Genomic DNA, 25848 nt, shown 5'->3' with positions numbered 1-25848 from the left:
GGCCATTTGAGCATTCCCCGTGACCGACGGCGAATTTCACCTAATCTGAAACCTCATCGCCCACAGAAAAACAACACAGGGGGCCCATCGTGAGCGTGCAACTCAACCACACCATCGTCTGGTGCCGCGACAAGCAACGGTCGGCGGATTTTCTCGTGCAGGTGCTCGGCCTGCCGCCACCTGTGCCCTTCGGCCCGATGCTGGTGGTGCAGCTGGATAACGGCGTGTCCCTGGATTACTACGACAACGACCCGCCCATCGCTTCCCAGCACTACGCCTTTCTGGTCGCCGCCGACGACTTCGAACCGATACTGCAACGCATTCGCCAGCGCAACCTGGCGTTCTGGGCCGACCCGGGCAAGCAGCGACCCAATGAAATCAACCGCCACGAAGGCGGACGCCGGGTGTATTTTGATGACCCCGACGGCCACCTGCTGGAAGTGTTCAGCCAGACCTGAGCGTCCTTTACCTGTCCTGGAGTTCCCTGCGCCATGCTCTCACTGGATTTTCTCATCACCTCGCTGATCGTCGTGCTGATCCCCGGCAGCGGCGTGATCCTGACCATTTCCACGGCGCTGGTGGCCGGCAAGCGCGCCAGCCTGTTCACCGCCATCGGCTGCACCGCCGGGATAGTCCCGCACCTGCTGGCCTCGGTGCTGGGCCTGTCGGCCATCCTGCACACCAGCGCGCTGGCCTTCCAGGGCCTGAAGTTCGCGGGGGTCGCCTACCTGCTGTACCTGGCCTACGCCACCTGGCGCGACCGCTCGGCCTTCGCCGTGGACACCAGCGCTCCTGCCACCAGCGCTGGCGGCCTGGTGCTCAAGGCCTGCCTGCTGAACATCCTCAACCCCAAGCTGACGATTTTCTTCCTGGCCTTCCTGCCGCAGTTCATCCGCCACGACGGCCCGTCGCCGGCCATGCAGATGCTCGGCCTGAGCGGTGTGTTCATGGCGATGACCTTCGCTGTATTCGTGGTCTACGGCCTGCTGGCCAACCTGTTCCGCAAGGCGGTGATCGAATCGCCCCAGGTGCAGAACTGGCTGCGCCGCAGCTTTGCCGCGAGCTTCGCCGCCCTGGGCCTGAACCTGGCGTTCGCCCAGCGCTGAAACCTGGTACACGAAACCGGCATGACATTGATCTCTCGACGAGGGCAAGGACATGAACCGCAGCGACGTACTGATCATTGGCGCCGGCCCCACCGGCCTGGTTCTAGCGCTGTGGCTGAGCCGGCAAGGGGTCAAGGTGCGCATCCTCGACCAGACCGCCGGCCCCGGCACCACCTCCCGGGCCCTGGCGGTGCAGGCCCGGACCCTTGAGCTGTACCGCCAGCTGGACCTGACCCAGGCCATCCTCGACCAGGGTCACCGGGTGCCGGCCGCCAACCTCTGGGTCAAGGGCGAACAGGCCGCCCACCTGCCCCTGAGCAGCATCGGCGCCGACCTGACGCCCTACCCCTTCCTGGAAATCTACCCGCAAGACCAGCACGAGCAACTGCTGATCGAGCGTCTGCAGCGTTTCGGCGTGACGGTCGAGCGCCAGACCGAACTGCTGGGCTTCATCGACCACGGCCACCTGGTCAGCGCCCAGCTGCGCGGCCCCGACGGCCAGGAGGAAACCTGCCAGGCCTTCTACCTGGCCGGCTGCGACGGCGCCCATTCGACAGTGCGCAAGACCCTGGGCCTCGACTTTCCCGGCGGCACCTATCAGCAGGTGTTTTATGTGGCCGATGTCGACGCCCGCGGGCCGGCGCTCAATGGCGAGTTGCACGCGGACCTCGACGAGGCGGACTTCCTCGCGGTCTTTCCGCTGGCCGGCGAAGGCCGGGCACGGCTGATCGGCACGGTGCGCGACGAACGTGCCGAACAGGCGCAAACCCTCAGGTTCGAGGACGTCAGCCGGCGCGCCATGGACAACCTCAAGGTCCAGGTCGACAAGGTCAACTGGTTCTCCACCTACCGCGTGCATCATCGGGTGGCCGAGCGCTTCTTCAGCGGCCGCGCCTTTCTGCTTGGCGATGCCGCCCACGTGCACAGCCCGGCCGGCGGCCAGGGCATGAACACCGGGATCGGCGACGCCATCAACCTGGCCTGGAAGCTCGCCGCGGTGCTCAACGGCAAGGCCGAGGAGCACCTGCTGGCGACCTATGAGTTCGAACGCATCGAATTCGCCCGGCGCCTGGTGGCCACCACCGACCGGGTGTTCAGCTTCGTCACCGCCGACGGGCCGATCGCCAACCTGCTGCGCACCCGCCTGGCGCCGCTGCTGATCCCCAAGGTGACTGCGGTGGAAGCGGCGCGCGAGTTCCTGTTTCGCACGGTGTCGCAGATCACCCTCAACTACCGCGACATGCCCCTGAGCTGCGGCAGCGCCGGCCATGTCCACGGCGGCGACCGCCTGCCCTGGGCCCACGGCGCGGTCACCGACAATTTCGCCAGCCTCGACTACCTGGGGTGGCAGGTGCATGTGTACGGCGTCACCAGCGACGCCCTGCGCGCCTGGTGCGCCGAGCGGCAGATGCCGCTGACGGTGTTCGACTGGGAACCGGCGCACCAGGCCGCTGGCCTCGCGCGCAACGGCTTCTACCTGCTGCGGCCGGACACTTACGTGGCGCTGGCGGAGAAATCGGCGGACCCGAAGGTGCTGGAACGGTATTTCGAGGAGCACAAGATTACGCTGTGAGGGGGGCAGATAAATTCGTCGACGGGATTATGCAGCGCCTGGATTGACGTCATCGCGGGCAAGCCTCGCTCCTACAAAATCGGTAGGAGCGAGGCTTGCCCGCGATAGGGCCCTTGAGGGCGATACATTTACATCTGGAACACCGCTGGAGCGCGTCAGATCCCGGCGAGCGCCAGGTCCATCGCGAAGTAGGTGAAGATCAGGTCGGCGCCGGCACGCTTGATCGAGCCCAGGCTTTCGCGCACCACCCGCGCTTCGTCGATGGCCCCGGCCTGGGCGCCGAACTTGATCATCGCGTACTCGCCGCTGACCTGGTACGCCGTCACCGGCAGGCGCGAGGCTTCGCGGATGTCGCGGATGATGTCCAGGTAAGCGCCGGCCGGCTTGACCATCAGCGAGTCCGCGCCTTCCTGCTCGTCCAGCAAGGACTCGCGCACCGCTTCGCGGCGGTTCATCGGGTTCATCTGGTAGCTCTTGCGGTCGCCCTTCAACGCGCTGCCGCCGGCCTCGCGGAACGGACCGTAGAGCGCCGAGGCGAACTTGGTGGAATAGGCCATGATCGCGGTCTGGCTGAAGCCGGCCTCATCCAGGGCGCGGCGGATGGCCTGGACCTGCCCGTCCATGGCCGCCGACGGCGCGATCACATCGGCGCCGGCGCGGGCCGCGGCCACCGCCTGCTTGCCGAGGTTGACCAGGGTCTGGTCGTTGTCCACTTCATGGCCGTGCAGCACGCCGCAGTGGCCGTGGTCGGTGTACTCGCAAAAGCAGGTGTCGGACATCACGATCATTTCCGGCACTGCGTCCTTGGCGATCCGCGACATGCGCGACACCAGGCCGTTGTCGTTCCAGGTGTCGCTGCCGTTGCTGTCCAGGTGGTGCGACACGCCGAAGGTCATCACCGATTTGATCCCGGCGCGGGCGTAACGCTCGATCTCCCCGGCCAGCTTCGATTCCGGAATGCGCATCACCCCCGGCATGCTCTTGATCTGCACGAAATCGTCGATCTCTTCCTCGACGAAAATCGGCAGCACCAGGTCGTTGAGGGTGAACTCGGTTTCCTGGAACAGGCTGCGCATCTGTTCGCTGCGGCGCAGGCGACGGGGACGGGCTTGGGGGAACTGGCTGGACATGGGATTTCCTCAGGGCAGGCCAAGTAAGACGAGGCTGGGCGCGAAAAGACCGCAGCCAAAAAGAGCGAAGCTTATGCCCCAAGCCCCGACCGGCACAAACACCGCGTCGCCAAAACTGTGTTTGCGCTTTGGTAACAATGCCGTGAAAGCAGGGGGTTACGCCTGTCAGGCAAATGCTCCACGGCGAAACTGTCGCGTCGATTTTCGATCTAAATAAGACACGCAGAGCTGCGCAGGCCGGCCTTGAAGACCAGTGCCTGCGGCACGTGCTCGCCGCGTGTGCAGGACCTTGCGCCCGATAGAAGCGGGCCCGGGCGAATCATCTGCCGGGGACGACATCGAGGATTCCAGTCGAGCTCCCTGGCAGCACATTCGCGCGATGGCTGTCGCGGGCACAAGAACCGGGCTTGCAGGCTGTGAGCCCGGTTGTCGTTCTGTCGTGTCGGGTCGCCACAGGGACGTTCGCGGCCCGCCCCTTGACCCGGGAGGAGAAGCGAAAATGACCAACTCCGTGAAAAAAATGCCGATCCAGACTGAAGACAAGGCCACCCGGCGCTCGAGCATGAGCGACCTGTGGCAACCCCTGGAAAAACTGCGGCAACAGGTCGATCACCTGTTCGATGACTTCAATCGCGGCCCCGGCCTGTCACCCTTCAGCCGCGGGCTGTTCGATGTGGATCCGTTCTGGCGGCGCGAGCTGATCGGCCGCGGCATGCCTGCCGTCGACATCACCGAGAAAGACGAGAGCTTCGAAATCACTGCCGAATTACCCGGCATGGATCAGAAGAATATCGAGATCAAACTCTCTGACGGCAGCCTGGTCATCAAGGGTGAAAAGCGCGAGGAAACCCAAGAAAACAGAAAAGGCTATCACCTGAGCGAACGTCATTACGGTTCCTTCGAGCGGGTGTTCAACCTGCCCAAAGGGGTCGATGCCGAAAAGATCGAGGCGAGCTTCAGCAAAGGCGTGCTGAGTATCTCGCTGCCGAAAAAACCCGCCGCCATGACGGCGGACAAGGTCGTGCAGATCAAAGGCGAATGACCCAGGCCAGCCAGCCCCTTGCCGGGAAAACGGCAAGGGGCTTTTTTGTGCCGGCCGGCACATCCGCTCAGCGCGTCGTATTGAGCGCCACGGCCGCCAGGATCAGCGCCTTCAAGGCGGCCTCGTCAAGCTTGTCACCCTCATGCAGATCGATCGCCCGCCGGGTATTGCCCTCGAGGCTGGCGTTGAACAGGCCTGCCGGATCGTCCAGCGCGGCGCCCTTGGCGAAGGTCAGTTTCACCACGTTCTTGTAGGTCTCGCCGGTGCAGAGGATGCCGCCGTGGGACCACACCGGCACCCCGCGCCACTTCCACTCCTCGACCACCTGCGGGTCGGCCTGGCGGATCAGCCCCCGGACCCGGGCCAGCCTCTCGCCGCGCCAGTCGCCCAGCTCTTCGATGCGCCCGTCTATCAGCTGTGAAGCGCAACCGCTCTGCTCTGCCGGCGTGGCGTCGCTGCTCTGTTTCTTCATCCTGGTCATCCTCTGGAGGGGTCGCCCGACATTTGAGTATCGCTGACGGGGCATTTCCCTCCAGGTAACCGACGAGCGTCACACCGGCAGCGCGGTGCCCGGTTTGTTTTTTGGCATGGGGATTTCCGTCTTCAGGCGCCGCACGCCCACGATGCGGGCTTGCTTCTGGCGTCGCTCGGATACGCTGGCGCCCCTGAGATTGAAGGCAGGAGGCAGTTGTCTTGACAGGAGGGAGTAGCGGGAATCGAGAGCCAGGCACGCCATCCATGCGCACCTGGTTTCTTTACAGCGAGAGGTGAATCAGTTCCACGGACGGTCGCCGTGCTCGTCCTTGACCCGGGTCGGCAGGCCCATCAGGTCCAGCGCCTTGAGGAACGGCTCGGCCGGCAGCTCCTCGACGTTGACCATGCGCTGCACGTCCCACTCGCCACGGGCCACCAGCAGGGCCGCGGCCACCGGCGGTACGCCTGCGGTGTAGGAAATGCCCTGGCTGTCGGTTTCGGCAAAGGCTTCTTCGTGGCAGGCCACGTTATAGATGAACACTTCGCGCGGCTGGCCATCCTTGGTGCCCTTGACCAGATCGCCGATGCAGGTCTTGCCGGTGTAGCCCGGCGCCAGCGACGCAGGATCGGGCAGCACGGCCTTGACCACTTTCAGCGGCACCACTTCCAGGCCTTCGGCGGTCTTGACCGGTTGCTCGGAGAGCAGGCCGAGATTCTTGAGCACGGTGAACACGTTGATGTAGTGCTCGCCGAAGCTCATCCAGAAGCGCACGTTGGGCACGTCGAGGTTCTTCGACAGCGAGTGCACTTCATCGTGACCGGTCAGGTACAGGTTCTGCGAACCGACCACCGGCAGGTCGTCGGTACGCTTGACTTCGAACATGGTGTTGCTGGTCCACTGGCTGTCCTGCCAGCTCCACACCTGCCCGGTGAATTCACGGAAATTGATTTCCGGATCGAAATTGGTGGCGAAATATTTGCCATGGGAACCGGCATTGACGTCGAGAATGTCGATCGAATCAATGCGGTCGAAATACTGTTGCTTGGCCAGGGCCGCATAGGCGTTGACCACGCCCGGATCGAAGCCCACGCCAAGAATGGCGGTGACGTTCTTCTGCTGGCATTCCTCGAGGTGTTTCCACTCGTAGTTGCCATACCAGGGCGGCGTCTCGCAGATCTTGCCCGGTTCTTCGTGAATGGCGGTGTCCAGGTAGGCCACGCCGGTATCGATGCAGGCACGCAGCACCGACATGTTGAGGAAGGCGGAGCCGACGTTGATGACGATCTGCGATTCGGTCTCGCGGATCAGCGCCTTGGTCGCCTCGATATCCAGCGCATTGAGCGCATAGGCCTTGATTTCAGCAGGCTGTTTGAGGCTGCCCTTGGCCTTGACGCTGTCGATGATGGCCTGGCATTTGGAGATGTTGCGCGACGCGATAGCAATACGACCGAGTTCGTCGTTGTGCTGCGCGCACTTGTGGGCCACCACCTTGGCGACACCTCCTGCACCAATGATAAGAACGTTCTTCTTCAATTTCTTTATCTCTCCTTTCCGCCAGCTTACGAGAGGCTGGACAGGTAGTCTTCGAACCCAAATTCACGAACCACCTCGACACTACCGTCGAGTTGTTTCACTACGATGGACGGCATTTTCAGGCCGTTGAACCAGTTTTTCTTGACCATGGTGTAACCCGCCGCGTCAACGAACGACAGCCGATCGCCGATGGTCAGCGGACGATCGAATTGATACTCGCCGAAGATGTCTCCGGCCAGGCAAGACTTGCCGCACACCATGTAGGTGTGTTCGCCCGCGCTGGGGGCCAGCTTGGCGTTCAGGCGATAGATCAAAAGATCGAGCATGTGCGCCTCGATGGAGCTGTCGACCACCGCCAGGTGCTTGCCGTTGTAGAGGGTGTCGAGCACGGTGACTTCCAGCGACGCGCTCTGGGTGATCGCCGCTTCGCCCGGCTCCAGGTAGACCTGCACGCCGTACTGCTCGGAGAACGCCTTGAGGCGCGCGCAGAAGGCGTCCAGGTCGTAGCCTTCGCCGGTGAAGTGGATGCCGCCGCCGAGGCTGACCCATTCGACCTTGTGCAGCAGGTGGCCGAAGCGTTCCTCGATGGTGCCCAGCATCTGGTCGAACAGGCCGAAGTCGGCGTTCTCGCAGTTGTTGTGGAACATGAAGCCGGATATCTGCTCGATGACCGCCTCGACCTTCACCGGGTCCCATTCGCCCAGGCGGCTGAACGGACGCGCCGGGTCGGCCAGCAGGTAATCGGAACTGCTCACCTGGGGGTTGACCCGCAGACCGCGGACCTTGCCCGCGGACGCCTCGGCGAAGCGCTGCAGCTGGCCGATGGAGTTGAAGATGATCTTGTCACAGTTGTCGAGCATCTCTTCGATTTCGTCGTCGGCCCAGGCCACGCTGTAGGCATGGGTCTCGCCGGCGAACTTCTGCCGGCCGAGCTTGAGCTCGTACAGCGACGACGAGGTGGTGCCGTCCATGTACTGCTGCATCAGGTCGAACACCGACCAGGTGGCGAAGCACTTGAGCGCCAGCAGGGCCTTGGCGCCGGACTGTTCGCGCACGTAGGCGATCTTCTCCATGTTGCCGAGCAGTTTCTGTTTGTCGATGAGGTAGTACGGCGTTTTGATCATTTCGAGGCCTCCGGCCAGGCCAGCCAAAAAAAGGATGCGCATTGTGCCTTCACTGAAGGCATATCGAAAGGGCGGACGGTCAGTTCGCTGAGTCAGGGCTTCGTCTCATGCTCGGAGCAAGCCGCCCGCAGGTCCGTTCCGGGCATCGCCGGGTACCCTCCGAGGACTGATGACAAATGCCCCGGTGGCAGGTCCGACCGGTCGAACCGCTTTGTGGCCCAGCTACGCAGACAGCCCGATGATTGGCGGTCATTTGCCGACTTGGGCAACCCTGCCCGGCCCCTCGCTTTGCGCGAACACGTATCTGTTTTTCCCCAGTTTCTTGGCCAGGTACATGGCCTGGTCCGCGGCCCGTAACAGCTGATCCGCTTCCACCCCATGGGTCTGGTAGAACGCCGCGCCGAGGCTTGCGGAAACATCGGCCTTCACTCCCGAGATCATCAGCGGCTGGCCGACCACATGAATAATCCGGTCGAGAATCGGGGCCACTTCGTCGATCGATCCAAGGTCATCCAGGACCACAACGAACTCATCGCCGCCCACGCGTGCCAGAAGGTCACATTCCCTCAGACAGGACTGCAGGCGATCGGCGATGATGATCAGCAACTGGTCACCCGCCGCATGCCCCAGGTTATCGTTGACCAACTTGAAGCCATCCAGGTCCAGATAGCAGACCACCACCTTGGCGTTGCGCCCTTGCACTCTTTCGAGAATCGCATCGAGCTTCATGCCCAGCAGCCGTCTATTGGGAAGGTGGGTCAAGGGGTCATACATGGCGATTTCATGCAGTCTTTTTCGCTGCTGGTCCAAGGTCGCCAGGGAGTAAGCGAGCCAGGCCATCAGCGTGGCCCCCAGCAGCACCAGAAAAGCCTGGAACAGCAGCAGACCGGTATTTCGCCAGTCGGCGATCCTGGAAACCCGAAGCTCCCACTGCGCCTCGTACAGGGTTACCGGAATGCGCGCGGCCGCCGCGCCCAAGGGCGCGGCGGATGCCTGGATCACCTCTTCCTGCCCGGTTTCCGGGTTCACCCCGGAAAACCTGTAGGCATAACCCAGCTTCTCCAGGGACGGCAAATCGGAGTCGGCAAAGGCATCCGGAAACTTCAAGGTCACGACCGTGTACCCCCAGAAGTACTTCCTGCCATTCGGTTCTTGCAGAAATACCGGCAACGTTCCTATCGCACCCTGCGGCCCCTGGATCAAGGTGAACGGCCCGCGGAACCGCAACTCGCCTTCGCGAACGTTCTTGATGACTTCGACCCGATCCTTGCCCTCGAAAAGATCATGGTTCTTGATCAGGATATTGGGAGCGGCCGGCTCTATTTGCCGGATCACGCCCTCCGGCGCCAGCGACAGCGCAAAGGCGCCTTTGTACATAGGCAGCATGTAGCGCACTAGCCGTTCAAAGTGCGGGACCCTGCCCTCGCCCTGATGAACCATGACCGCCAGGGTATGGGTCGATGACAAAGCGTGCTGTATGACTTTTTCGATCGAACTGGCGTAACTGCTGGCTACTTGAATGGTATGGGCCGAGTCAGCCTCGCGCGCGGCCGAATTCAATTTGACGACAACAAAAGCCCCCGCCAACAAACACAGGACAAACATCGACACCGAGACTTTTATCTTGTCGAAGCCAGAGAAAACCTTGGTTACCACTTCTTGCATCACCGGCACCCTGTTTTATTGCTATTGGTCGTAGGGATCTCGACTGGGGCAAAGGCGCTTGCCGCCCCGTCAGACACAGGAAATCATTCCTTATCCTTTACTTCGTCCTTGAAGAACCCTGGCCAGGGCTGGGACATTACCGGGAAGTGCAGCCGTTGACCCTGGTAAAGTCCCTAGGTTCCATGCTCCATTTACCTATTCCAGCTCATTGCCGGGCGCCAGGCGCACCGCACGATGCGGCACGACCTTACCCGGCTCCAGAAGCCTATCGCAGGGCCCGCACCACTCAATCATCCTCCTGCAATTTGATGCCCCGGGCGTGCAGCAGGTGAGGCACCACCAGCACCAGCAGGGTCAAGCCGAGGAAGGCCGCGGCGATGGGTTGGGTGACGAAGATCGACCAGTCGCCCTGGCTGATGGACAAGGCGTTGCGCAGTTGTTTTTCCGCCATCGGCCCCAGCAGCATGCCGACGATCACTGGCGCGACGGGGAAGTCGAAACGCCGCATCAGCACCCCGCCCCAACCGATCGCCAGCATCAGCAACAGGTCGAAGGACGAATGGCGCATGCCGTATACGCCGATGGAGGCGAACACCAGGATCCCGGCATTGAGGTACGGCCGCGGGATCTGCAGCAGTTTCACCCAGAGCCCGACCAACGGCAGGTTCAATACCAGCAGGATAACGTTACCGATATACAACGAGGCCACCAGGGTCCAGACCAGCTCGCCCGAGGTCTGGAACAGCAGCGGCCCCGGCTGCAGGTTGTAGTTCTGGAACGCCGCCAACAGGATCGCCGCGGTGGCGGAGGTCGGAATGCCCAGGGTCAGCAACGGCACCAGGGAACCGGTGGCGCTGGCGTTGTTGGCGGCTTCCGGGCCGGCCACCCCTTCGATGGCACCCGGCCCTTTGCTGGCGGCAAAGTCTTGCGGGTGCTTGCTCAGCTTGCGTTCGGTGGAATAGGACAGGAAGGTCGGGATTTCCGCACCACCGGCCGGGATCGAACCGAACGGAAAGCCGATCAGGGTGCCGCGCAGCCAGGCGGGAATCGAGCGTTTCCAGTCCTCGCGGGTCATCCACAAGGACGTCAGGCGATGCCGGCCGGACGCTTCCTCCTTCTGATACAGCAGGCTGTACAAGGCCTCCCCCACGGCAAACAGGCCGACCGCCACCAGCACCACTTCGATGCCATCGACCAGCTCGGGAACGCCCAGGGTGTAGCGGGCAATGCCCGAGGTCGAGTCGAGGCCGATCAGGCCAATGCCCAAGCCCAGCCCCAGGGAAGCGAATCCGCGCAGCATGGACGCACCGAGCACCGCCGACACCGTGGTGAAGGACAGCACCAGGATCGCGAAATACTCCGCGGGGCCGAACTTCAGCGCCAGCATGGCGACGATGGGGGCGAACAGGGTCAGCAGCACCGTGGCGATGGTCCCGGCGAAAAACGAGCCGATCGCCGCGGTGGCCAGGGCCGGTCCGGCGCGGCCGTTGCGGGCCATGAGATTGCCCTCCAGGGCGGTGACCATCGAGGACGACTCGCCCGGGGTATTGAGCAGGATCGAGGTGGTCGAACCACCGAACTGCGCGCCGTAATAGATGCCGGCGAACATGATCAGCGCGCCGGTGGGATCGACCTTGGCGGTGATCGGCAACAGCAGGGCCACGGTCAGCGCCGGGCCGATCCCCGGCAACACGCCGATCGCCGTGCCCAGCAGGCAGCCGATAAACCCCCAGAGCAGATTGATCGGCGCCAGCGCCGCGGAGAAACCTGTCGCCAGGCTCAAGAGAATGTCCACCGTGTGACCTCCTTCGGGCCCGGTTCAGATCCAGGCGTTGACCAGGGGTGGCAGGGCCACGCCCAGCCCGGCATTGAACAGCCAGTAGATCGGCAGGGTCAGGGCGATGCCGATAGCCAGGTCACGCAGCGGACGCCGGCTGCCGAAACCCCGTGCCGAGCAGGCAAACAGCAAGCCGGCAGCCAGGACGAAACCGATCAGGTCGATCAGCACGGCAAGCGCCACCAGGCCGGCGGTGATCCAGGCCACGCCCAGCCTGCCACCGGGCAGGGCCTGGGCGGTTTCGTCGTCAGGGGCGGCCAGTTCGCGGAAACCTCCGGTACAGGCCTGATAGCTCAGCAACAGGCCCACGGCGCCGAGGAAGGCGGCGACCGCGCTGGGATAGACATGGGCACCGAGGATGACGAAGCCCATCTCGGGCGGAAAGCGCAAGGCGCCGATGACCAGCACCAGGCTGATGGCGATCAGCCCCAGGCCAATCGCCAACTGCGACAGTACGACCCTGCTGCGCCCGGCCATCTCAAAGCAGCCCGACCTTGACCAGCATCGCTCGCAGGCGCAGGTGTTCCTCGTCGACAAACTGGCCGAACTCGTCACCGGTGAGGACGCTCGGCGACCAGGCGTTGGCTTTCACATTGTCCTGCCAGACCTTGCTGTTGGTGGCGGCCAGCACTGCGTCGGTGACTTGCTTGCGCTGCTCGGCGCTGAGGTTGGCCGCGCCATAGACACCGCGCCAGTTGCCGATGATCACGTCGTAGCCCTTCTCCTTGAGGGTCGGCGCATCGATGCCGGGAACGCGCTCCGGAGCGCCGATGGCGAGCAGGCGGAACTGCTTGGACTGCACGTACTTGGCCAGCTCGGCATAACCGCCGGTGATCACCGTGATGTGGCCGCCCAGGGTCGCGGCCACCACTTCGCCGCCGCCGGCGTAGGCGACGTAGTTCACCTTGTTCACCGGCACGTCCATCTTGCTCGCCAGCTCGGCGATGCCGATATGGTCGATGGACCCCTTGGAGCCGCCGCCCCACTTGATGCTGGCCGGGTTGGCCTTGAAGTCCTTGAGCAGGTCGTCGAGGCTCTTGTAGGGCGAATCCTCACGCACCGCCAGCACGTTGTATTCGGTGAACAGCCGGGCGATCGGCGTCACGTCCTTGAGGCTGATCTGCGGCTTGTTCTGCTCCACCGCCGTGACCATGATCGCCCCCACCACCAGCAGCGCATTCGGGTCGCCCTTGGTGCTGTTGGCGAACTGCGCCAGCCCCAGGGTGCCCCCGGCTCCGCCCTTGTTCTCGAAGGTCACGGACTTGGCCGTGCCGGCCTCGAGCAAGGCCTTGCCCAAAACCCGCGCGGTCTGGTCATAACCGCCGCCCACGGAACCCGGGGCCATGAACTTGACCGTATCCAGGGCAAACGCCGGGGTTGCGAGGGTGAGCGTGGCGAGGCTGGCGGCAAGGGCCATGCCGCGGCTGAATCGACGCAGTGCTGTAAACATCAGGTTTCTCCCGAGACTATTGTTTTTGTTGATACCGGTTGAATGCGCCCAGGGCGTAACCCTGCGGGGCCTGCGGATAAGTGTAGACGGCCGGCGCTTCGTGGCCGCCAGAGCAGCCTAGCTGAACAAAGCCCCCAGGGCCGGGTGCCGCCGCCAAGGGGCCGCCTGGGGAGGCTTGATTGGGAGGGGTTGGCCGGCATGAAGCCCGGCCGGCTGGAGGAAGGCCAGCCGCTTGTGCGGATAAAGCTCGGTCATCCGTTATTACATATCAGGCCATGCAGCACGCCGAAGCGCAGCCCCGGTTCGGAAGCCGTCATATGGGTGACGCCAAACACCTTGAACGCGGCCAGCATCACCGCCAGGCCACCGGGCAGGATGCCCAGGCGATGGGATTGCAGCCCGGCCAGCCGCAGGCGCTTGACGTGCCCGGCCTCCAGCAGGCGCAACGACAAGCGCAACAGCCCGCCGTAGGTGATGCCGTCCTGGCCATAGTCGTTCAGGCCGTTGGCCTTGAGCACCTTGGCCAGGAACCGGGCGGTGCCCGAGGAGCCTATGGCCTGCTGCCAACCGAGCTGGCGATAACGCCGGGCGACTTTCTCGAACTTCAGGCTGGCCAGGTGTTCGGCTTCCTGCAGGGCATGAGCCGAGACCGCGCCGCCCGGAAAGTAGCGCGCGCCGAAGCTCCCGCTGCCAATGGCGATGCTCTCGGTCAGCAAGGGCTGGGTGCCCTGCCCGAGGATCAACTCGGTGGAGCCGCCGCCGATGTCCACCACCAGCCGCATGCTTTCGCTGCCCGGCACGGTATGGGCGACGCCGGCATACACCAACCGCGCCTCCTCATGCCCGGAAATGACATCGATGCGAAACCCCAGGTGGCGCTCCGCGCTGGCCAGGAACAGCGGCGCATTGTCGGCTTCGCGCACGGCGCTGGTGGCCACCGCCCGCACCCGACCGGCCTCGAAACCGCGCAGCTTCTTGCCAAAGCGCGCCAGTGCCTGCCAGCCCCGGTCCAGCGCCAGCTCGTCCAGGGTGCCCTCCTGAAACCCCTCCGCCAAGCGCACCGGCTCACGCAGGGTCTTCACTTCCTGGATCATGAACCCCTGGCTGCGCCGGACCGGCTGGCCAATCATCAGGCGAAACGCATTGGACCCAAGATCAATGGCTGCGAACAGAGAGGCGTCGCCTTTCATGGGGGATTCCTGGCAGGTTCATCGACCGGCAGGCCGCGGCCTGTCGAGCACTCAAGACGGTTTGCGGCGATCTTGCCATGACGTCGATGACGCCAAGATGACAGCCGCCTGCCTTGATCCGCCCGGTAACGAAAGGCTTTTCGGCGGCAAGGGGACTGTCATCATTTGGTCATTTCCCGTGGCGATACTCGCGTTATCAGCAACGCGTGCTCTCCTTTAACGCTGCCATCTTGGGCGGCTTTTTTTTTGCCCGAAAATCCTCGCGACAACCTTGCCGGATCGAGACAGCCTGCCTACCCATCAAGGGCTGCGACATCCACCGCCGCTGCTGCAACCGCGTCGGCACAAGGCTCGCCGCGATCGTCCAGGCGGCGGCGAGCGAACAGGGCCGCTGAACGCAGGGCTTGCCTGGCCGAACGCAAGTAGAACGCCTGCAACTGAAACACATGCCACCTCGCGGCATGCACTTCCAGGCGACAGGCCACGCCGCAGTGCAGCGCCCGCTCGGCCAGGCGTGTGGCGTCCGCCAGCAGCAATTCCTGGTCCCCCACCTGAATCAGCATCGGCGGCAGCCCGCGCAAGTCGGCGCTCAATGGACTGTGCAACGGGCTCTGGGCAGGCGCTGCGTAGGCGCGCAGCCCTTGCTCGAGCCAATCGCGCCGCAGCATGGGATCGGCGTACTGGCGGGTAATAAGGGTTGGCCCGCTCAACGTCGTATCCGTCACCGGGGACAACAGCAGCAGGCCCGCGGCAAAGGGCTCGCCCCGTTGTTGCAACGTCAGCGCCAGGGCCAGGACGAGAGAGCCGCCCGCGGAGTCGCCGGCCAGCAGGGTCTGCCGCGCCGGATAGCCTTGCGCCCGGATCGCCTGGTAGCAGGCCAACGCATCTTCCAGGGCCGCGGGAAACGGCTGTTCCGGCGCCAACCGATAGTCCGGGACCCAGACGGCCATCCCCGCGGCCCGGGCCAGGCGGCTGGTAACGCTGCGGTGAGTGGCAGGACCGCCCAGGCAGAAGGCACCGCCATGCAGATAAAGCATCACCCCACCCGCCTCGGCATGGCCCGGGGTCAGGATTCGCAGCGGTACGCCCGAGACCTGCGCCCGTGCCTGGGTCACGCCAGCGCAGCCCGGCATCAGCCAGGACAGGCCGTTGACGATACGCCGCTGGGTGGCAATGCTTCGCGGCGGACCGATCAGCGCCCGGAAGCTCACCCGCAAGAGTTGGCGCAACACGCCGGCACTGAGGACTTCGAGGCCATCGCGGGGCTCGGCAATCACCCGCCCGTAGACCTGCCCCGACTCGCTGGCCAACGCCCTGGAAAAACCATAGGCGCGCAATGCCGAATAACGGGTCAGCCAGCGATAGGACAAGGTGAAGCCCGGCCAGTTGGTGCTGTTGTTGCCCGCTGCATCGACATACCAGCTCTTGCAACCGCTCCACACGGAACCGGCCAGGCGACGCTGTATCCGTTGATGAAAACGCTGCTCAGCCCGGTCATCGACCTCGACGGTGGTGGCCGCAGCCTTCTGCATCGCGCGCCAGCAGCGCATGACATGGGATATCTGGCTTTCCAGCATGTAGACGATCGAGTTGTGCCCCAGGTTGGTATTGGGGCCATACAGCATGAAGAAGTTGGGAAAGCCCGGCACCGCCAGCCCCAGATACGCGCGTGCGCCCTGCTCCCAGGCATGCTGCAGCTCCACCCCGCCGCGCCCGACGATCGTCATCGGTGCAAGGAACTGCGTCGCCGCGAACCCCGTGCCGTAGATAATCGCATCGACCTGGTGGTGCTTGCCGTCCAGCGTCTCGATGCCCTGCTCGGTGATGCGCCCGATCCCCTCGGTGATCAACTGCACATTGGGCCGGGCCAGGGTCTTGAGGTAATCGCTGGACAGCAGGATGCGCTTGCAGCCGATGGGGTAATCCGGGATCAGTTGCCGGCGCAGCTGCGGGTCACTGACCGACTGGTTCAACAAGCGGCGAAACGGCAGGCCAACCGCCCATTTCATCAACCCCTTGAAGCGGGTAAAACCCAGGGCCCTGGATTCGTAGCGCAGATAAATGGCGGCACGATGCAGCGCCATGCGCCACGGTCTCCTGGCGAACAGCTGCTTTTCTTCGTCGCTGTAGGCGCGATCGGGCCGGGGCAAGATGTAGGCCGGCGAACGCTGGAATACCTTGAGCTGCGCCACCGGGTCGGCGATGGCCGGCACGAACTGAATCGCCGAAGCGCCCGTCCCTATCACCGCCACCCGTTTCCCCGCCAACGAGTAGCCGTGATCCCAACTTGAGGAATGGAACACATGCCCCTTGAACGCCTGCATGCCTTCGAATGTCGGCAGCGCCGGCCGGCTGAGCTGGCCAGTGGCGCTAATCAGCAAGGCAGCGCGATGCACCCGCCCACCGACTTCGGTGATGCACCACTGCGCGCTGGCCTCGTCGAATCGCGCCGCCCGCACTTCAGCGCCGAAGCGGATGTGCCGCGCCACCTCATACTTGCGTACGCAATGCTGCAGATACCCCTGTATTTCGGCTTGCGGGGCAAACATCCGCGTCCAGCCAGGGTTGGGTTCGAATGAAAACGAATACAGGTGCGACGGCACATCGCAGGCAGCGCCCGGGTAACTGTTGTCCCGCCAGACGCCGCCGACATCCTGCTGTTTTTCCAGAATGATGAAGTCCGTGACGCCGGCCTTGCGCAGCGCGATGGCCATGCCGATGCCGGCAAAACCGCTGCCGATGATCACGGCGGTGAGTGGTGCCGTCGATTGCAGGTCAGGTTCGAGTTGGGGCATGCAGCACCTCTTTTGTTGTTTTTTTCATGGGCAGGCACAGGTCTTCGCATGATCAGGTCCCAGGGCTTCCCGCTAATCCCGATCAGCGTAGCCTGCGCGCCCATGATGCTTGCCCGCCCTCGCCAGTCCCATGACGTAACGGGACAGATACTTTAGTATTCAGGCCAATTCCTTTCCCTGACCCGGGTAGCGAGCATGAACATGCTGGAGTTGTCGCGGGGACCGGCCAGTGCCCTGCTGATGGTGGATTTCGGCCGCGAAAGAGGCTTCTCGCCTGCGCAATTGCTGGCCGGTTCGGGCCTGTCGCTGGCCCGGCTGGCAGATCCCAACTTCGAGCTGTCATGCGCCCAGGAACTGCGCCTGATCCATAACCTGCTCAACCTGTCGGGACACCCGCAGGGGCTGGGCTATCAAGTGGGCGAGCGCTATCACTTCTCGACCTATGGGCTGTTCGGTTATGGCCTGATCAGCAGTGCGACCGCGGGTGACGCCCTGAAGCTGGCCCTGCGCTTCTTGCCGCTGACCTACGCGTTCACCCGGATCGCCTACCATGAGCAACCCCCGCTCGGCATCCTGACGTTCACCGAACCGGCGCTGGCGGACGAGTCGCTCAGAGACTTTATGATCGAACGCGACATGGCCGCCGCCGCGGTGCTGCTCAAGGAAATAGCTGGCCGCGAGTTCTCGCTGGCGGGTTTTACCCTGAAGAAGAAACGCCCGGCCGATCAGGCGGCGGCCAGTGCCGGCAATATTCTTGGCGTGCGCCCCGCCTACCTCGCCGACCACAACAGCCTGGCCTTCGATCGTTCGCTGCTGAGCCGCCCGCTCCCCCAGGCAAACACCGTCACCGTCGCGATGTGCGAGCAGATGTGCGCGCAATTGATGGAACGTCGCAGCCCCCGCACGGGCACCGCCGAGCTGGTCCGCCAGTACCTGAACATCGCCCCCCTGGGCGTACCGCCAGACCTGCCGGGCATGGCCGGCCTGATCAATGTCAGCGAGCGGACCTTGAAACGACGCCTGCACGAGGAAGGCACCTGTTACCGGCACCTGCTGGAGCAGTCACGCAGCGCCGCGGCTCTGGAGTTGCTCGGCGACCCGACGCTGAAACTGACAGACATCGCCGAAAAGCTGGGCTACAGCGACCTGTCGAGTTTCTCCCAGACCTTCAAACGCTGGTACGGCGTATCCCCCAGAAGCTATCGCCACGCGTCCAAGGCCACTTAGGCAACAGACAGGTCGGACCTGACTGCAAAGCGCCCTCGCCTACAACCGCAGGCTGCCCTCGATACAGGTCACCGCCGAGCCGCCGATCCAGATTTCATCGCCGACCTGCTCGACCTGGATGCGCCCGGCCCGGCCCATGCTCAAACCCTGGCTGACCACGTAGGACGCCGGCGCCAACCCCGCGCCCAGCAGCCATTGGGCGATGCCGGCGTTGAGGCTGCCGGTGGCCGGGTCTTCCGGCATGCCATCGCCGGCGATAAAGGCGCGCACTTCGAACTGCGCCGCGTCGCCATCGTGCTCGGGGTTCCAGGGGGCGATCACTCCGACCGCAAGGCCCTTGAGCTGCGCATAGTCAGGTTGCAGCTCGAGCACCTGGCCGCGCTCGGCCAGCAGCACCGCCAGCCATCCGGCGCCGTTGTCCACCCATTGCGCGTCGACGATGGCGTCGGGCGCCAGCCTCAGGCCCTGGCGCACCTGCTCCAGCAACCCGTCATCGACCGGGCCGGACTTGAGCAAAGGCGGTGCGAGAAACGCCAGCTCGGCGCCGTTGCGGCGAATGCGCACCAAGCCGACCGCGCACTCCTGGACGATCTCCTCGCCCTTGGGCACGCCGCCGGCTTCCAGCCAGGCATGGCAGCTGCCGAGGGTCGGATGGCCGGCGAACGGCAGCTCCTGCAGGGTGGTGAAGATCCGCAGGCGATAGTCGGCCCGCGGGTCCCGGGGCTCGAGAATAAAGGTGGTTTCGCTGAGGTTGGTCCAGTTGGCGAATGCCGCCATGCGCGCGTCGCTCAACTCATCGGCGCCGAACACCACCGCCAGCGGGTTGCCCTTGAGTGGCTGGCTGCTGAAGACATCCACCTGCTTGAAATCGAATCGGCTCATTGCGGGTCCTTGTCTGAATGAACACGGCCAGGCCTGGAACCGGCCTGACCTGCAAAAAAGCATACCTGTAGCCGCTGGCGAAGCCTGCGATCGATGACGCAGTCATCGCCAAGGCGCTACACGTTGTGCCAGGAAGGACGCGTTGCCAGGTTCTACGACGACTGCGTCATCGATCGCAGCCTGCGGCAGCGGCTACAGGGTTACGGGATGTCAGACGGGCTTGGGGATTTCCAGGCCGCGGATCACCGCCGGGCGCGCGAGGAAACGCTCCAGCACACGCTGCACGTTGGGGAAGTCCTTGAAGCCCACCAGATCGCCCGCTTCATAGAAGCCGATCAGGTTGCGCACCCAGGGGAAGGTGGCGATATCGGCGATGGTGTAGCGCTCGCCCATGATCCAGTCGCGACCTTGCAGGCGGCCCTCGAGCACGCTCAGCAGGCGGCGGGACTCGGCGACGTAGCGGTCGCGCGGACGCTTGTCCTCGTAGTCCTTGCCGGCGAATTTATTGAAGAAGCCCAGCTGGCCGAACATCGGGCCGATGCCGCCCATCTGGAACATCAGCCACTGAATGGTCTCGTAACGCGCCGCGGACTCCTGGGCCAGCAGTTGCCCGCTCTTGTCCGCCAGGTAGATCAGGATCGCCCCCGACTCGAACAGCGCCAGCGGCTGGTCGCCCGGGCCGTGGGGGTCGAGGATCGCCGGGATCTTGTTGTTCGGGTTCAGCGAGAGGAACTCGGGGGACATCTGGTCGTTGGTTTCGAAACTGACGCGATGGGGCTCGTAGGGCAGCCCGATCTCTTCGAGCATGATCGAGACCTTGACGCCGTTGGGGGTCGGCAAGGAATACAGCTGAATCCAGTCGGCGTACTGCGCCGGCCATTTCTGGGTGATGGGGAATGCACAGAGATCAGTCATGACAGGCTTCCAATGACAGTCAGATGAAAGGCCGTGGCCCGGGGCCGGGCGCGACGGCGCTAGATTACAGGCATCGGTCCGCGGCGCGCATTCTTAAATTCGAAATATCCGGTGGTTAAGCTTCCCGGCAGCCAGACAGCGGTGCGGATAAAGTAACGGGCCACGCTCGCAGCCCCACGCCCGGATCGAACCAAAAGGCGTTCTGGGACTCTGAGCACTACCTACGGGTAGAACACACGTTCAACGACAGGGAAAACCACGCGAAGCGGGAGCTGGCTGTGGAAAGGTTTGTCAGCCTTAACCGATTGCGCTGAAGTACCGACAATCCATGAAGAATCTGCTGAGTTTCACCCAACGCCTGCAACGCCGGTCCTACGTGTTCTTCCCGGCGCTGCTGCTGACCAGTGCGCTGCTGCTGTCGCTGGAGTCCAGCGAAAGTCGCGCCCAGCCGGTGGACGGCACCCAGACCCTGGTCTTTTTGCGCCACGCGGAAAAACCCGCCGGCGGCCTCGGCCAGCTCAACTGCCAGGGCCTGAACCGCGCCATCGACCTGGCGTCTTTGCTGCCGGAAAAATTCGGCAAGGCCAATTACGTGTTCGCCGCCAACCCGACGCGCAATGTCGAGGAAGGCGAGCTCGACAACTCCTACAGCTACATCCGCCCGCTGATGACCATCAGCCCCAGTGCCATCAAGCTCGGCCTGCCGGTGAACATCGAGTTCTCGGCCAACGACACCAGCGAGCTGGCCGACGAGCTGCTGCATGACCGCTATCACAACTCGATCATCTACACCGCTTGGTCCCACGGCTACCTGCCGGAGCTGATCAACAAGGTGGCGCGCGAAGCCGTCGGCGAAAAACGCACCATCACCGACGACTGGGCCTCCAACGACTTCGACTCGCTCTACGTGCTGACCCTGACCTGGCACAACGGCAAGGCCACCCTCGACAGCCGCAGCTACAAGCAGGGCCTGGATAACGGCGAGGAAAACTGCCCGACCTGATGCGCCCGGCTCCTGTAGCCGCTGCCGAGCCCGCGAGGCTGCGACAGACCCGCAGGGTCTCCAGCCCCCCACGAGCGTGCCGCTCGATCGCAGCCTGCGGCAGCGGCTACAGCAAGTTCAGCACCGACCGGGCCGCTGCGCTAAGATTCGCGACCTAACGTCATTGCCCGGAATCACTGTTCATGTCCAGCCTTGCCCCTGCCAGCCCCGTCCGGGGCTGGTCGTTCTGGTGGAAACCCGCCCTGTTCGTCCTGGTGGCGTGCGTCGGCCTCTACTTCGTCAAGTGGTCGCCCTACTACGCCAAGGCCTTTATCGCCGCCGACAGCCACAGCATCGGCGCCTCGATCATCAACGACCAGCCCTCCTCGCCTCTGAACGCCGCCCTGGCCTACGCCCAGGTGTATTTCCTGGCGATCTGGAAGGCCGCGGTGCTGGCGGTGATCCTCGGTTCGCTGCTGCAAGTGCTGATTCCGCGGGACTGGCTGCTGCGCCTGTTCGGCCGCGCCGGTTTCGGCTCGACTCTGCGCGGCGGGCTGTTCGCCCTGCCGGGCATGATGTGTTCCTGCTGCGCCGCGCCCGTGGCGGCGAGCATGCGCCGGCAGAATGTCTCGGTGGGCGCGGCACTGGCCTTCTGGATCGCCAACCCGGTGCTCAACCCGGCGACCCTGGTGTTCATGGGCTTTGTCCTGGGCTGGGGTTTCACCGCGCTGCGGCTGGTGGCGGGCATCGTGCTAGTGCTGGGAGTGTCGCTGGTGGCCCAGCGCATCGCCCGTCCCGAGCAACTGCCGGAAGCGGCGGTGGAGGCCGTGGTCGAGGCCAGCACGGGCAATGAAGGTGCGTTCTTCAGCCGCTGGGCACGCAGCCTGTGGCAACTGTTCTGGAGCACCATTCCGATCTATGTGCTGGCGGTGCTGGTGCTGGGCGCGGCGCGGGTCTGGCTGTTCCCCCATGTCGAGGGCGCGATTGGCGACAGCCTGCTGTGGCTGGTGCCGCTGGCGATTGTCGGCACGCTGTTCGTGATTCCCACCGCCGCGGAAATCCCCATCGTGCAGACCATGATGACACTGGGCATGGGCACCGGCCCGGCGGTGGCCTTGCTGATGACCCTGCCGAGCATCAGCCTGCCGTCGCTTTTGATGCTGCGCAAGGATTTCGACGCGCGGGTGCTGATGACCGTCGCCGGCCTGACCATGCTGATTGGCGTGGTGTGCGGGTTGATTGGCGCGGCGCTGTTGTAACCAGAAGTTCGATGGCGTCCGCCCGGACGCCATCGCGAGCAAGCTTCGCTCCTACAGAAGCATCTGCAGGAGCGGCCGGTCGATTGCCCGCGATGGGGCCAAAGGCCCCGCCCTTCTACCGACTCAACCGCGCTGACGAGCCCGTTCGCGCAAATACTCCAGCACCGCCGCCTGCTCGCCGACGAACTCGATGCGCGCGCCCTTGCTTTCGCGCTGGAAGGCATACATCGGGTCGTAATATTCCTTGAGCAAGCCTTCGATCCAGGCCCGGTGCAGGTCCACGCTGCCGCTGCGGGCCTGCTCGGCCAGGGCGGCCTCCAGCAGCTGGTACAGGCGCTGGTGACGCTCGCCCCCCAGGCGTTTGCGGATGTTGTTCAGGCTTTCCAGCAGGCGCTCGGAAAACCGCGCGAAACCGTCCTCGCCATGCACCGCGACGAACTCCGCGCACAGGTCGATCACGTAGTCGCGCAGGATCCGCTCGACTCGCCCCTCCAGGCCATCCTCCAGCCAGACCATCGGGAAACGCTGCATGCCCTGGTACAGCGGCAACGGCAAGGCGCAGCTGCCGATCATGCGGTTCTCGTCTTCCAGCACGAACCCGCCGATGCCGCGCTCGCGCTTTTTCAGGATGTCCACCGCCAGGCGGTTCTCGAAGTCGATGTTCGACGGCTGGCCGCTGGCGCGCTTGCCGAAACTGGAGCCGCGATGGTTGGCGTGGCCTTCCAGGTCCAGGCCGTTGGCCAGTTGGTTGAGCACCTCGGTCTTGCCGATGCCGGTCATGCCGCCGAGCAGGACAAAATCACACTCGGCCACCGCTCCTTCGAGGGTGTCGAGCAGGAAGGTACGCATGGCCTTGTAGCCGCCGCCGACCCGCGGGTAGTCGATGCCGGCCTCGTCCTTGAGCCACTGCTGGACGATCTGCGAACGCAGGCCGCCACGGAAGCAGTACAGGTAGCCATCGGGGTGGGCCCGGGCGAAGTCGGCCCAGGCCTGGATGCGCTCGGCCTTGATCGCCCCGGACACCAGCTGGTGCCCGAGGACGATCGCCGCCTGCTGGCCCTGCTGCTTGTAGCAGGTGCCGACCCGCTGCCGCTCGTGGTCGGTCATCAGCGGCAGGTTGACCACCCCGGGAAAGGCGCCCTTGCTGAATTCGACCGGCGCACGGGTATCCATCATCGGCCGGTCGTTGAGGAAGATTTCGCGGTAGTCGGTGATATCGATGGGCATCAGATCACCTCGACCGCGTTGCTCTGTCGTTCCACCAGCTCACCGATCGGCGCCAGTTCCAGGCCCAGTTCGGCGGCCAGCGCGAGGAAGGCCGCATTGCCTTCCGGGGTGACAGCGATCAACAGCCCGCCACTGGTCTGCGGGTCGCACAGCACCAGCTTGTGCAGGGCCTGGATACGCCCGAGCTTGTCGGCGTAGCTGTCGAAATTGCGCTGGGTGCCGCCCGGTATGCAGCCCTGGTCCAGGTAGTACTCGACCCCGGGCAGGCGCGGCACGCGATCGTAGTGAATGCGCGCGGTCAGGTTGCTGCCGTCGGCCATTTCCACCAGGTGCCCGAGCAGGCCGAAACCGGTGACGTCGGTCATCGCGGTCACGCCGTCGAGCTTGCCGAAGCGGCTGCCGGGTTTGTTCAGGGTGCACATCCAGTCGCGGGCCAGGCCGACGTCGGCGCTGCGCAACTTGCCCTTCTTCTCGGCCGTGGTCAGCACGCCGATGCCCAGGGGCTTGGTCAGGTACAGCAGGCAACCGGCGGTGGCGGTGTCGTTGCGCTTCATATTGCGCTTTTCCACCAGGCCGGTCACGGCCAGGCCGAAGATCGGTTCCGGGGCGTCGATCGAGTGGCCACCGGCCAGGGGGATGCCGGCCGCGTCGCACACCGCGCGGCCGCCGCGAATCACCTCGCGGGCGATTTCCGGCGCCAGCACGCTCACTGGCCAGCCAAGGATGGCGATGGCCATCAACGGGTCGCCGCCCATGGCGTAGATGTCGCTGATGGCGTTGGTCGCGGCGATGCGCCCGAAGTCGAACGGGTCGTCGACGATCGGCATGAAAAAGTCGGTGGTCGAGACCACGCCGCGCTCTTCGTCGATGGCGTACACCGCCGCATCGTCGCGCGAAGCGTTGCCGACCCAGAGTTTCGGGTCGAGGTTCTGCGCGCCGCTGCCGGCCAGAATCACCTCCAGGACCTGGGGAGAAATCTTGCAACCGCAACCCGCGCCGTGGCTGTACTGGGTCAGGCGAATCGGCTCGCTCATGGGGCACCTCTGGAAGTCGTGGAGCGGCGATTCTAGCAGAGCGACCCGAGCAGAACGTCAAGCACCCTTTCCCTGCACTGCAGAACCAGCATCGAACGAACGCAGCCAGATAGTCAGCGAATACTCGACCCGAGGCCGCGAAGGTCGTTGATTGCCATCATCTCGATGATTGAACGAGGGCGCATCGGCCCTGTGCCAGGCGCCAGCGCCTTCGCCCTTTCTTCGCGCACAACGCCCAGGCGTAGTGCAACGTCCTGACCGAAAAGACAGCTTATGGGTAGGTTTCACCTTTATTTCAATCAGATACTTCAAGTTGGTACAGCATATGCAAACGTTTGCGAGGTCAGCCTTCGAGAGCTTTCGCCGCCAGTTCGGCCAGGCCGGGCCACTCGGGCTTCAGAACCGCACGAACAGGGATTTTCAATGCACGTACCTTTCACCCCCTCCGCGTCCCGCCACACCTTGGTTGTTTCCTTGCTACTAAGCGCCGTTACAGGACTACTCAGCGCTACCGCCCAGGCCGAGGAAAAAACCCTCGACGACTCGGCCCAGGGCGAGAGCCTGAGCCCCGCCGCCGCACCGGCGAAACCAGGCCCCTACCTGTCGGACTGGTACAACCAGGACCTGACTCTGATCGGCAGCAAGGACATCAGTTTCGGCCCGCAGCCGGCCGACGATATCTACCTGGAGTACGAATACTTCGGTCGCAAGGGGCCGTTCGAGCTGTACGGCTACATCGACATCCCGAAGATCTTCAACATCGGCAACAGCCACGACAAAGGCGTGTGGGACCACGGCTCGCCGGTGTTCATGGAGCACGAGCCGCGGATCTCCATCGACTACCTGGCCGGACGCAGCCTGGCCATCGGCCCGTTCAAGGAGTGGTACGTGGCCTTCGACTGGATCTACGACCACGGCAGCAACAGCGCCAACCGCGCCAATACCCTGTACAGCGGCCTGGGCACCGACATCGACACCCATTCGCGGGTCAACCTGTCGGCCAACTTCTACGGGCGCTACCAGTGGGAAAATTACGGCGCCAGCAATGAATATTCCTGGGACGGCTACCGCGCCCAGCTCAAGTACATCGTGCCCATCAGCAAGTTCGGCAACGGCGCGTCGCTGACCTATATCGGCTTCACCAACTTCGATTTCGGCTCGGACCTGCACAAGGACAACCCGGCCCGCACGGCCAACGCCACGGTGGCCACCAACGTATTGCTGTATTCCTTCACCCACCTGCGGTTCACCCTGGTCGGCCGTTACTTCCACAATGGCGGCAACTGGCAGGACGGCAGCGAGTTGAATTTCGGCGATGGCGATTTCCGCGCCCGGTCCAATGGCTGGGGTTACTACGCCGGCATCGGTTACCAGTTCTGATCACTCAAGCAATGGAGGCTTT

General features: G+C 64.1%; 22 protein-coding genes. 8 read left to right on the top strand and 14 right to left on the bottom strand.

The window, feature by feature from the left end:
* Nucleotides 1–89: 89 nt before the first annotated feature.
* From AC07PQ_RS05755 to AC07PQ_RS05745, 3 genes are read left to right on the top strand one after another with little or no spacing between them, the layout of a single operon-like run.
* On the top strand, nt 90–458 hold the full coding sequence (locus AC07PQ_RS05755; protein ID WP_493185158.1) for a VOC family protein: 369 nt from the start codon (nt 90–92) through the stop codon (nt 456–458).
* Between the two features lie 33 nt (nt 459–491).
* A complete protein-coding gene (locus AC07PQ_RS05750; RefSeq protein WP_493185159.1) occupies nt 492–1106 on the top strand; it encodes a LysE family translocator in 615 nt (204 codons plus the stop codon).
* A gap of 52 nt (nt 1107–1158) precedes the next feature.
* Nucleotides 1159–2679 (top strand): FAD-dependent oxidoreductase, encoded by a 1521-nt coding sequence (locus tag AC07PQ_RS05745; protein WP_493185160.1) that lies wholly within the window; start codon nt 1159–1161, stop codon nt 2677–2679.
* A 155-nt stretch (nt 2680–2834) separates the two neighbouring features.
* On the opposite strand, the gene hemB is transcribed toward AC07PQ_RS05745, so the two are convergent.
* On the bottom strand, nt 2835–3809 hold the full coding sequence (gene hemB, locus AC07PQ_RS05740; protein WP_493185161.1) for a porphobilinogen synthase: 975 nt from the start codon (nt 3807–3809) through the stop codon (nt 2835–2837).
* Nucleotides 3810–4308: 499 nt separating this feature from the next.
* On the opposite strand from hemB, the gene AC07PQ_RS05735 reads away from it, so the two are divergent.
* Entirely contained in the window at nt 4309–4851 is a 543-nt protein-coding gene (locus AC07PQ_RS05735; RefSeq protein WP_493185162.1) for an Hsp20/alpha crystallin family protein, read from the top strand.
* A gap of 67 nt (nt 4852–4918) precedes the next feature.
* On the opposite strand, the gene AC07PQ_RS05730 is transcribed toward AC07PQ_RS05735, so the two are convergent.
* The 9 genes from AC07PQ_RS05730 to AC07PQ_RS05690 all read right to left on the bottom strand — a co-directional run bounded on the left by AC07PQ_RS05730 (nt 4919) and on the right by AC07PQ_RS05690 (nt 16920).
* Entirely contained in the window at nt 4919–5323 is a 405-nt protein-coding gene (locus AC07PQ_RS05730) for a DUF1801 domain-containing protein (RefSeq protein WP_493185163.1), read from the bottom strand.
* A gap of 300 nt (nt 5324–5623) precedes the next feature.
* Nucleotides 5624–6859 carry a saccharopine dehydrogenase family protein gene (locus AC07PQ_RS05725; protein ID WP_062822877.1) on the bottom strand — a complete coding sequence of 412 codons (1236 nt, stop codon included), beginning with the start codon at nt 6857–6859 and terminating at the stop codon, nt 5624–5626.
* Between the two features lie 26 nt (nt 6860–6885).
* Entirely contained in the window at nt 6886–7983 is a 1098-nt protein-coding gene (nspC, locus tag AC07PQ_RS05720; RefSeq protein WP_087089297.1) for a carboxynorspermidine decarboxylase, read from the bottom strand.
* Nucleotides 7984–8232: 249 nt separating this feature from the next.
* On the bottom strand, nt 8233–9648 hold the full coding sequence (locus AC07PQ_RS05715) for a sensor domain-containing diguanylate cyclase (protein ID WP_493185164.1): 1416 nt from the start codon (nt 9646–9648) through the stop codon (nt 8233–8235).
* Nucleotides 9649–9934: 286 nt separating this feature from the next.
* Nucleotides 9935–11443 (bottom strand): tripartite tricarboxylate transporter permease, encoded by a 1509-nt coding sequence (locus tag AC07PQ_RS05710; protein ID WP_007932619.1) that lies wholly within the window; start codon nt 11441–11443, stop codon nt 9935–9937.
* Between the two features lie 24 nt (nt 11444–11467).
* Nucleotides 11468–11962 (bottom strand): tripartite tricarboxylate transporter TctB family protein, encoded by a 495-nt coding sequence (locus tag AC07PQ_RS05705; protein WP_493185165.1) that lies wholly within the window; start codon nt 11960–11962, stop codon nt 11468–11470.
* A gap of 1 nt (nt 11963) precedes the next feature.
* On the bottom strand, nt 11964–12935 hold the full coding sequence (locus AC07PQ_RS05700; RefSeq protein WP_493185166.1) for a Bug family tripartite tricarboxylate transporter substrate binding protein: 972 nt from the start codon (nt 12933–12935) through the stop codon (nt 11964–11966).
* A 251-nt stretch (nt 12936–13186) separates the two neighbouring features.
* The gene (locus tag AC07PQ_RS05695; protein ID WP_493185167.1) at nt 13187–14125 is read right to left on the bottom strand and encodes a Ppx/GppA phosphatase family protein; all 939 of its coding nucleotides are present in this window, start codon (nt 14123–14125) and stop codon (nt 13187–13189) included.
* A 293-nt stretch (nt 14126–14418) separates the two neighbouring features.
* A complete protein-coding gene (locus AC07PQ_RS05690; protein ID WP_493185168.1) occupies nt 14419–16920 on the bottom strand; it encodes a flavin-containing monooxygenase in 2502 nt (833 codons plus the stop codon).
* Between the two features lie 195 nt (nt 16921–17115).
* On the opposite strand from AC07PQ_RS05690, the gene AC07PQ_RS05685 reads away from it, so the two are divergent.
* A complete protein-coding gene (locus tag AC07PQ_RS05685; protein WP_493185169.1) occupies nt 17116–18147 on the top strand; it encodes an AraC family transcriptional regulator in 1032 nt (343 codons plus the stop codon).
* A gap of 39 nt (nt 18148–18186) precedes the next feature.
* Here AC07PQ_RS05685 and AC07PQ_RS05680 read toward each other — a convergent pair whose 3' ends face one another.
* Together AC07PQ_RS05680 and AC07PQ_RS05675 are read right to left on the bottom strand one after the other, a co-directional pair.
* Nucleotides 18187–19029: a PhzF family phenazine biosynthesis protein gene (locus AC07PQ_RS05680; RefSeq protein WP_493185170.1), complete on the bottom strand. Its 843-nt coding sequence runs from the start codon at nt 19027–19029 to the stop codon at nt 18187–18189.
* Nucleotides 19030–19239: 210 nt separating this feature from the next.
* Entirely contained in the window at nt 19240–19944 is a 705-nt protein-coding gene (locus tag AC07PQ_RS05675; RefSeq protein WP_087088322.1) for a glutathione S-transferase family protein, read from the bottom strand.
* A 328-nt stretch (nt 19945–20272) separates the two neighbouring features.
* Between AC07PQ_RS05675 and AC07PQ_RS05670 the strand changes: the two genes are divergently transcribed.
* Together AC07PQ_RS05670 and AC07PQ_RS05665 are read left to right on the top strand one after the other, a co-directional pair.
* Complete coding sequence (locus tag AC07PQ_RS05670; RefSeq protein WP_007932610.1) at nt 20273–20947, top strand: hypothetical protein; 675 nt, start codon at nt 20273–20275, stop codon at nt 20945–20947.
* A 182-nt stretch (nt 20948–21129) separates the two neighbouring features.
* Nucleotides 21130–22185 carry a permease gene (locus tag AC07PQ_RS05665; protein ID WP_007932609.1) on the top strand — a complete coding sequence of 352 codons (1056 nt, stop codon included), beginning with the start codon at nt 21130–21132 and terminating at the stop codon, nt 22183–22185.
* A gap of 123 nt (nt 22186–22308) precedes the next feature.
* Here the strand turns inward: AC07PQ_RS05665 and mnmH are convergent, their stop codons facing one another.
* Both mnmH and selD read right to left on the bottom strand, forming a co-directional pair.
* Nucleotides 22309–23412: a tRNA 2-selenouridine(34) synthase MnmH gene (mnmH, locus tag AC07PQ_RS05660; protein ID WP_007932608.1), complete on the bottom strand. Its 1104-nt coding sequence runs from the start codon at nt 23410–23412 to the stop codon at nt 22309–22311.
* Nucleotides 23412–24446: a selenide, water dikinase SelD gene (selD, locus tag AC07PQ_RS05655; protein ID WP_493185171.1), complete on the bottom strand. Its 1035-nt coding sequence runs from the start codon at nt 24444–24446 to the stop codon at nt 23412–23414. The genes mnmH and selD overlap by 1 nt, the downstream gene beginning before the upstream one ends.
* Nucleotides 24447–24869: 423 nt before the next feature.
* Between selD and AC07PQ_RS05650 the strand changes: the two genes are divergently transcribed.
* A complete protein-coding gene (locus AC07PQ_RS05650; protein ID WP_053260500.1) occupies nt 24870–25826 on the top strand; it encodes a nucleoside-specific channel-forming protein Tsx in 957 nt (318 codons plus the stop codon).
* The last annotated feature ends 22 nt before the right edge of the window (nt 25827–25848 follow it).

Source organism: Pseudomonas sp. GW821-FHT09E12, assembly GCF_059416085.1.
Note: the sequence above shows the minus strand (reverse complement) of the source record. Positions and strands in the feature narration are given on the sequence as shown.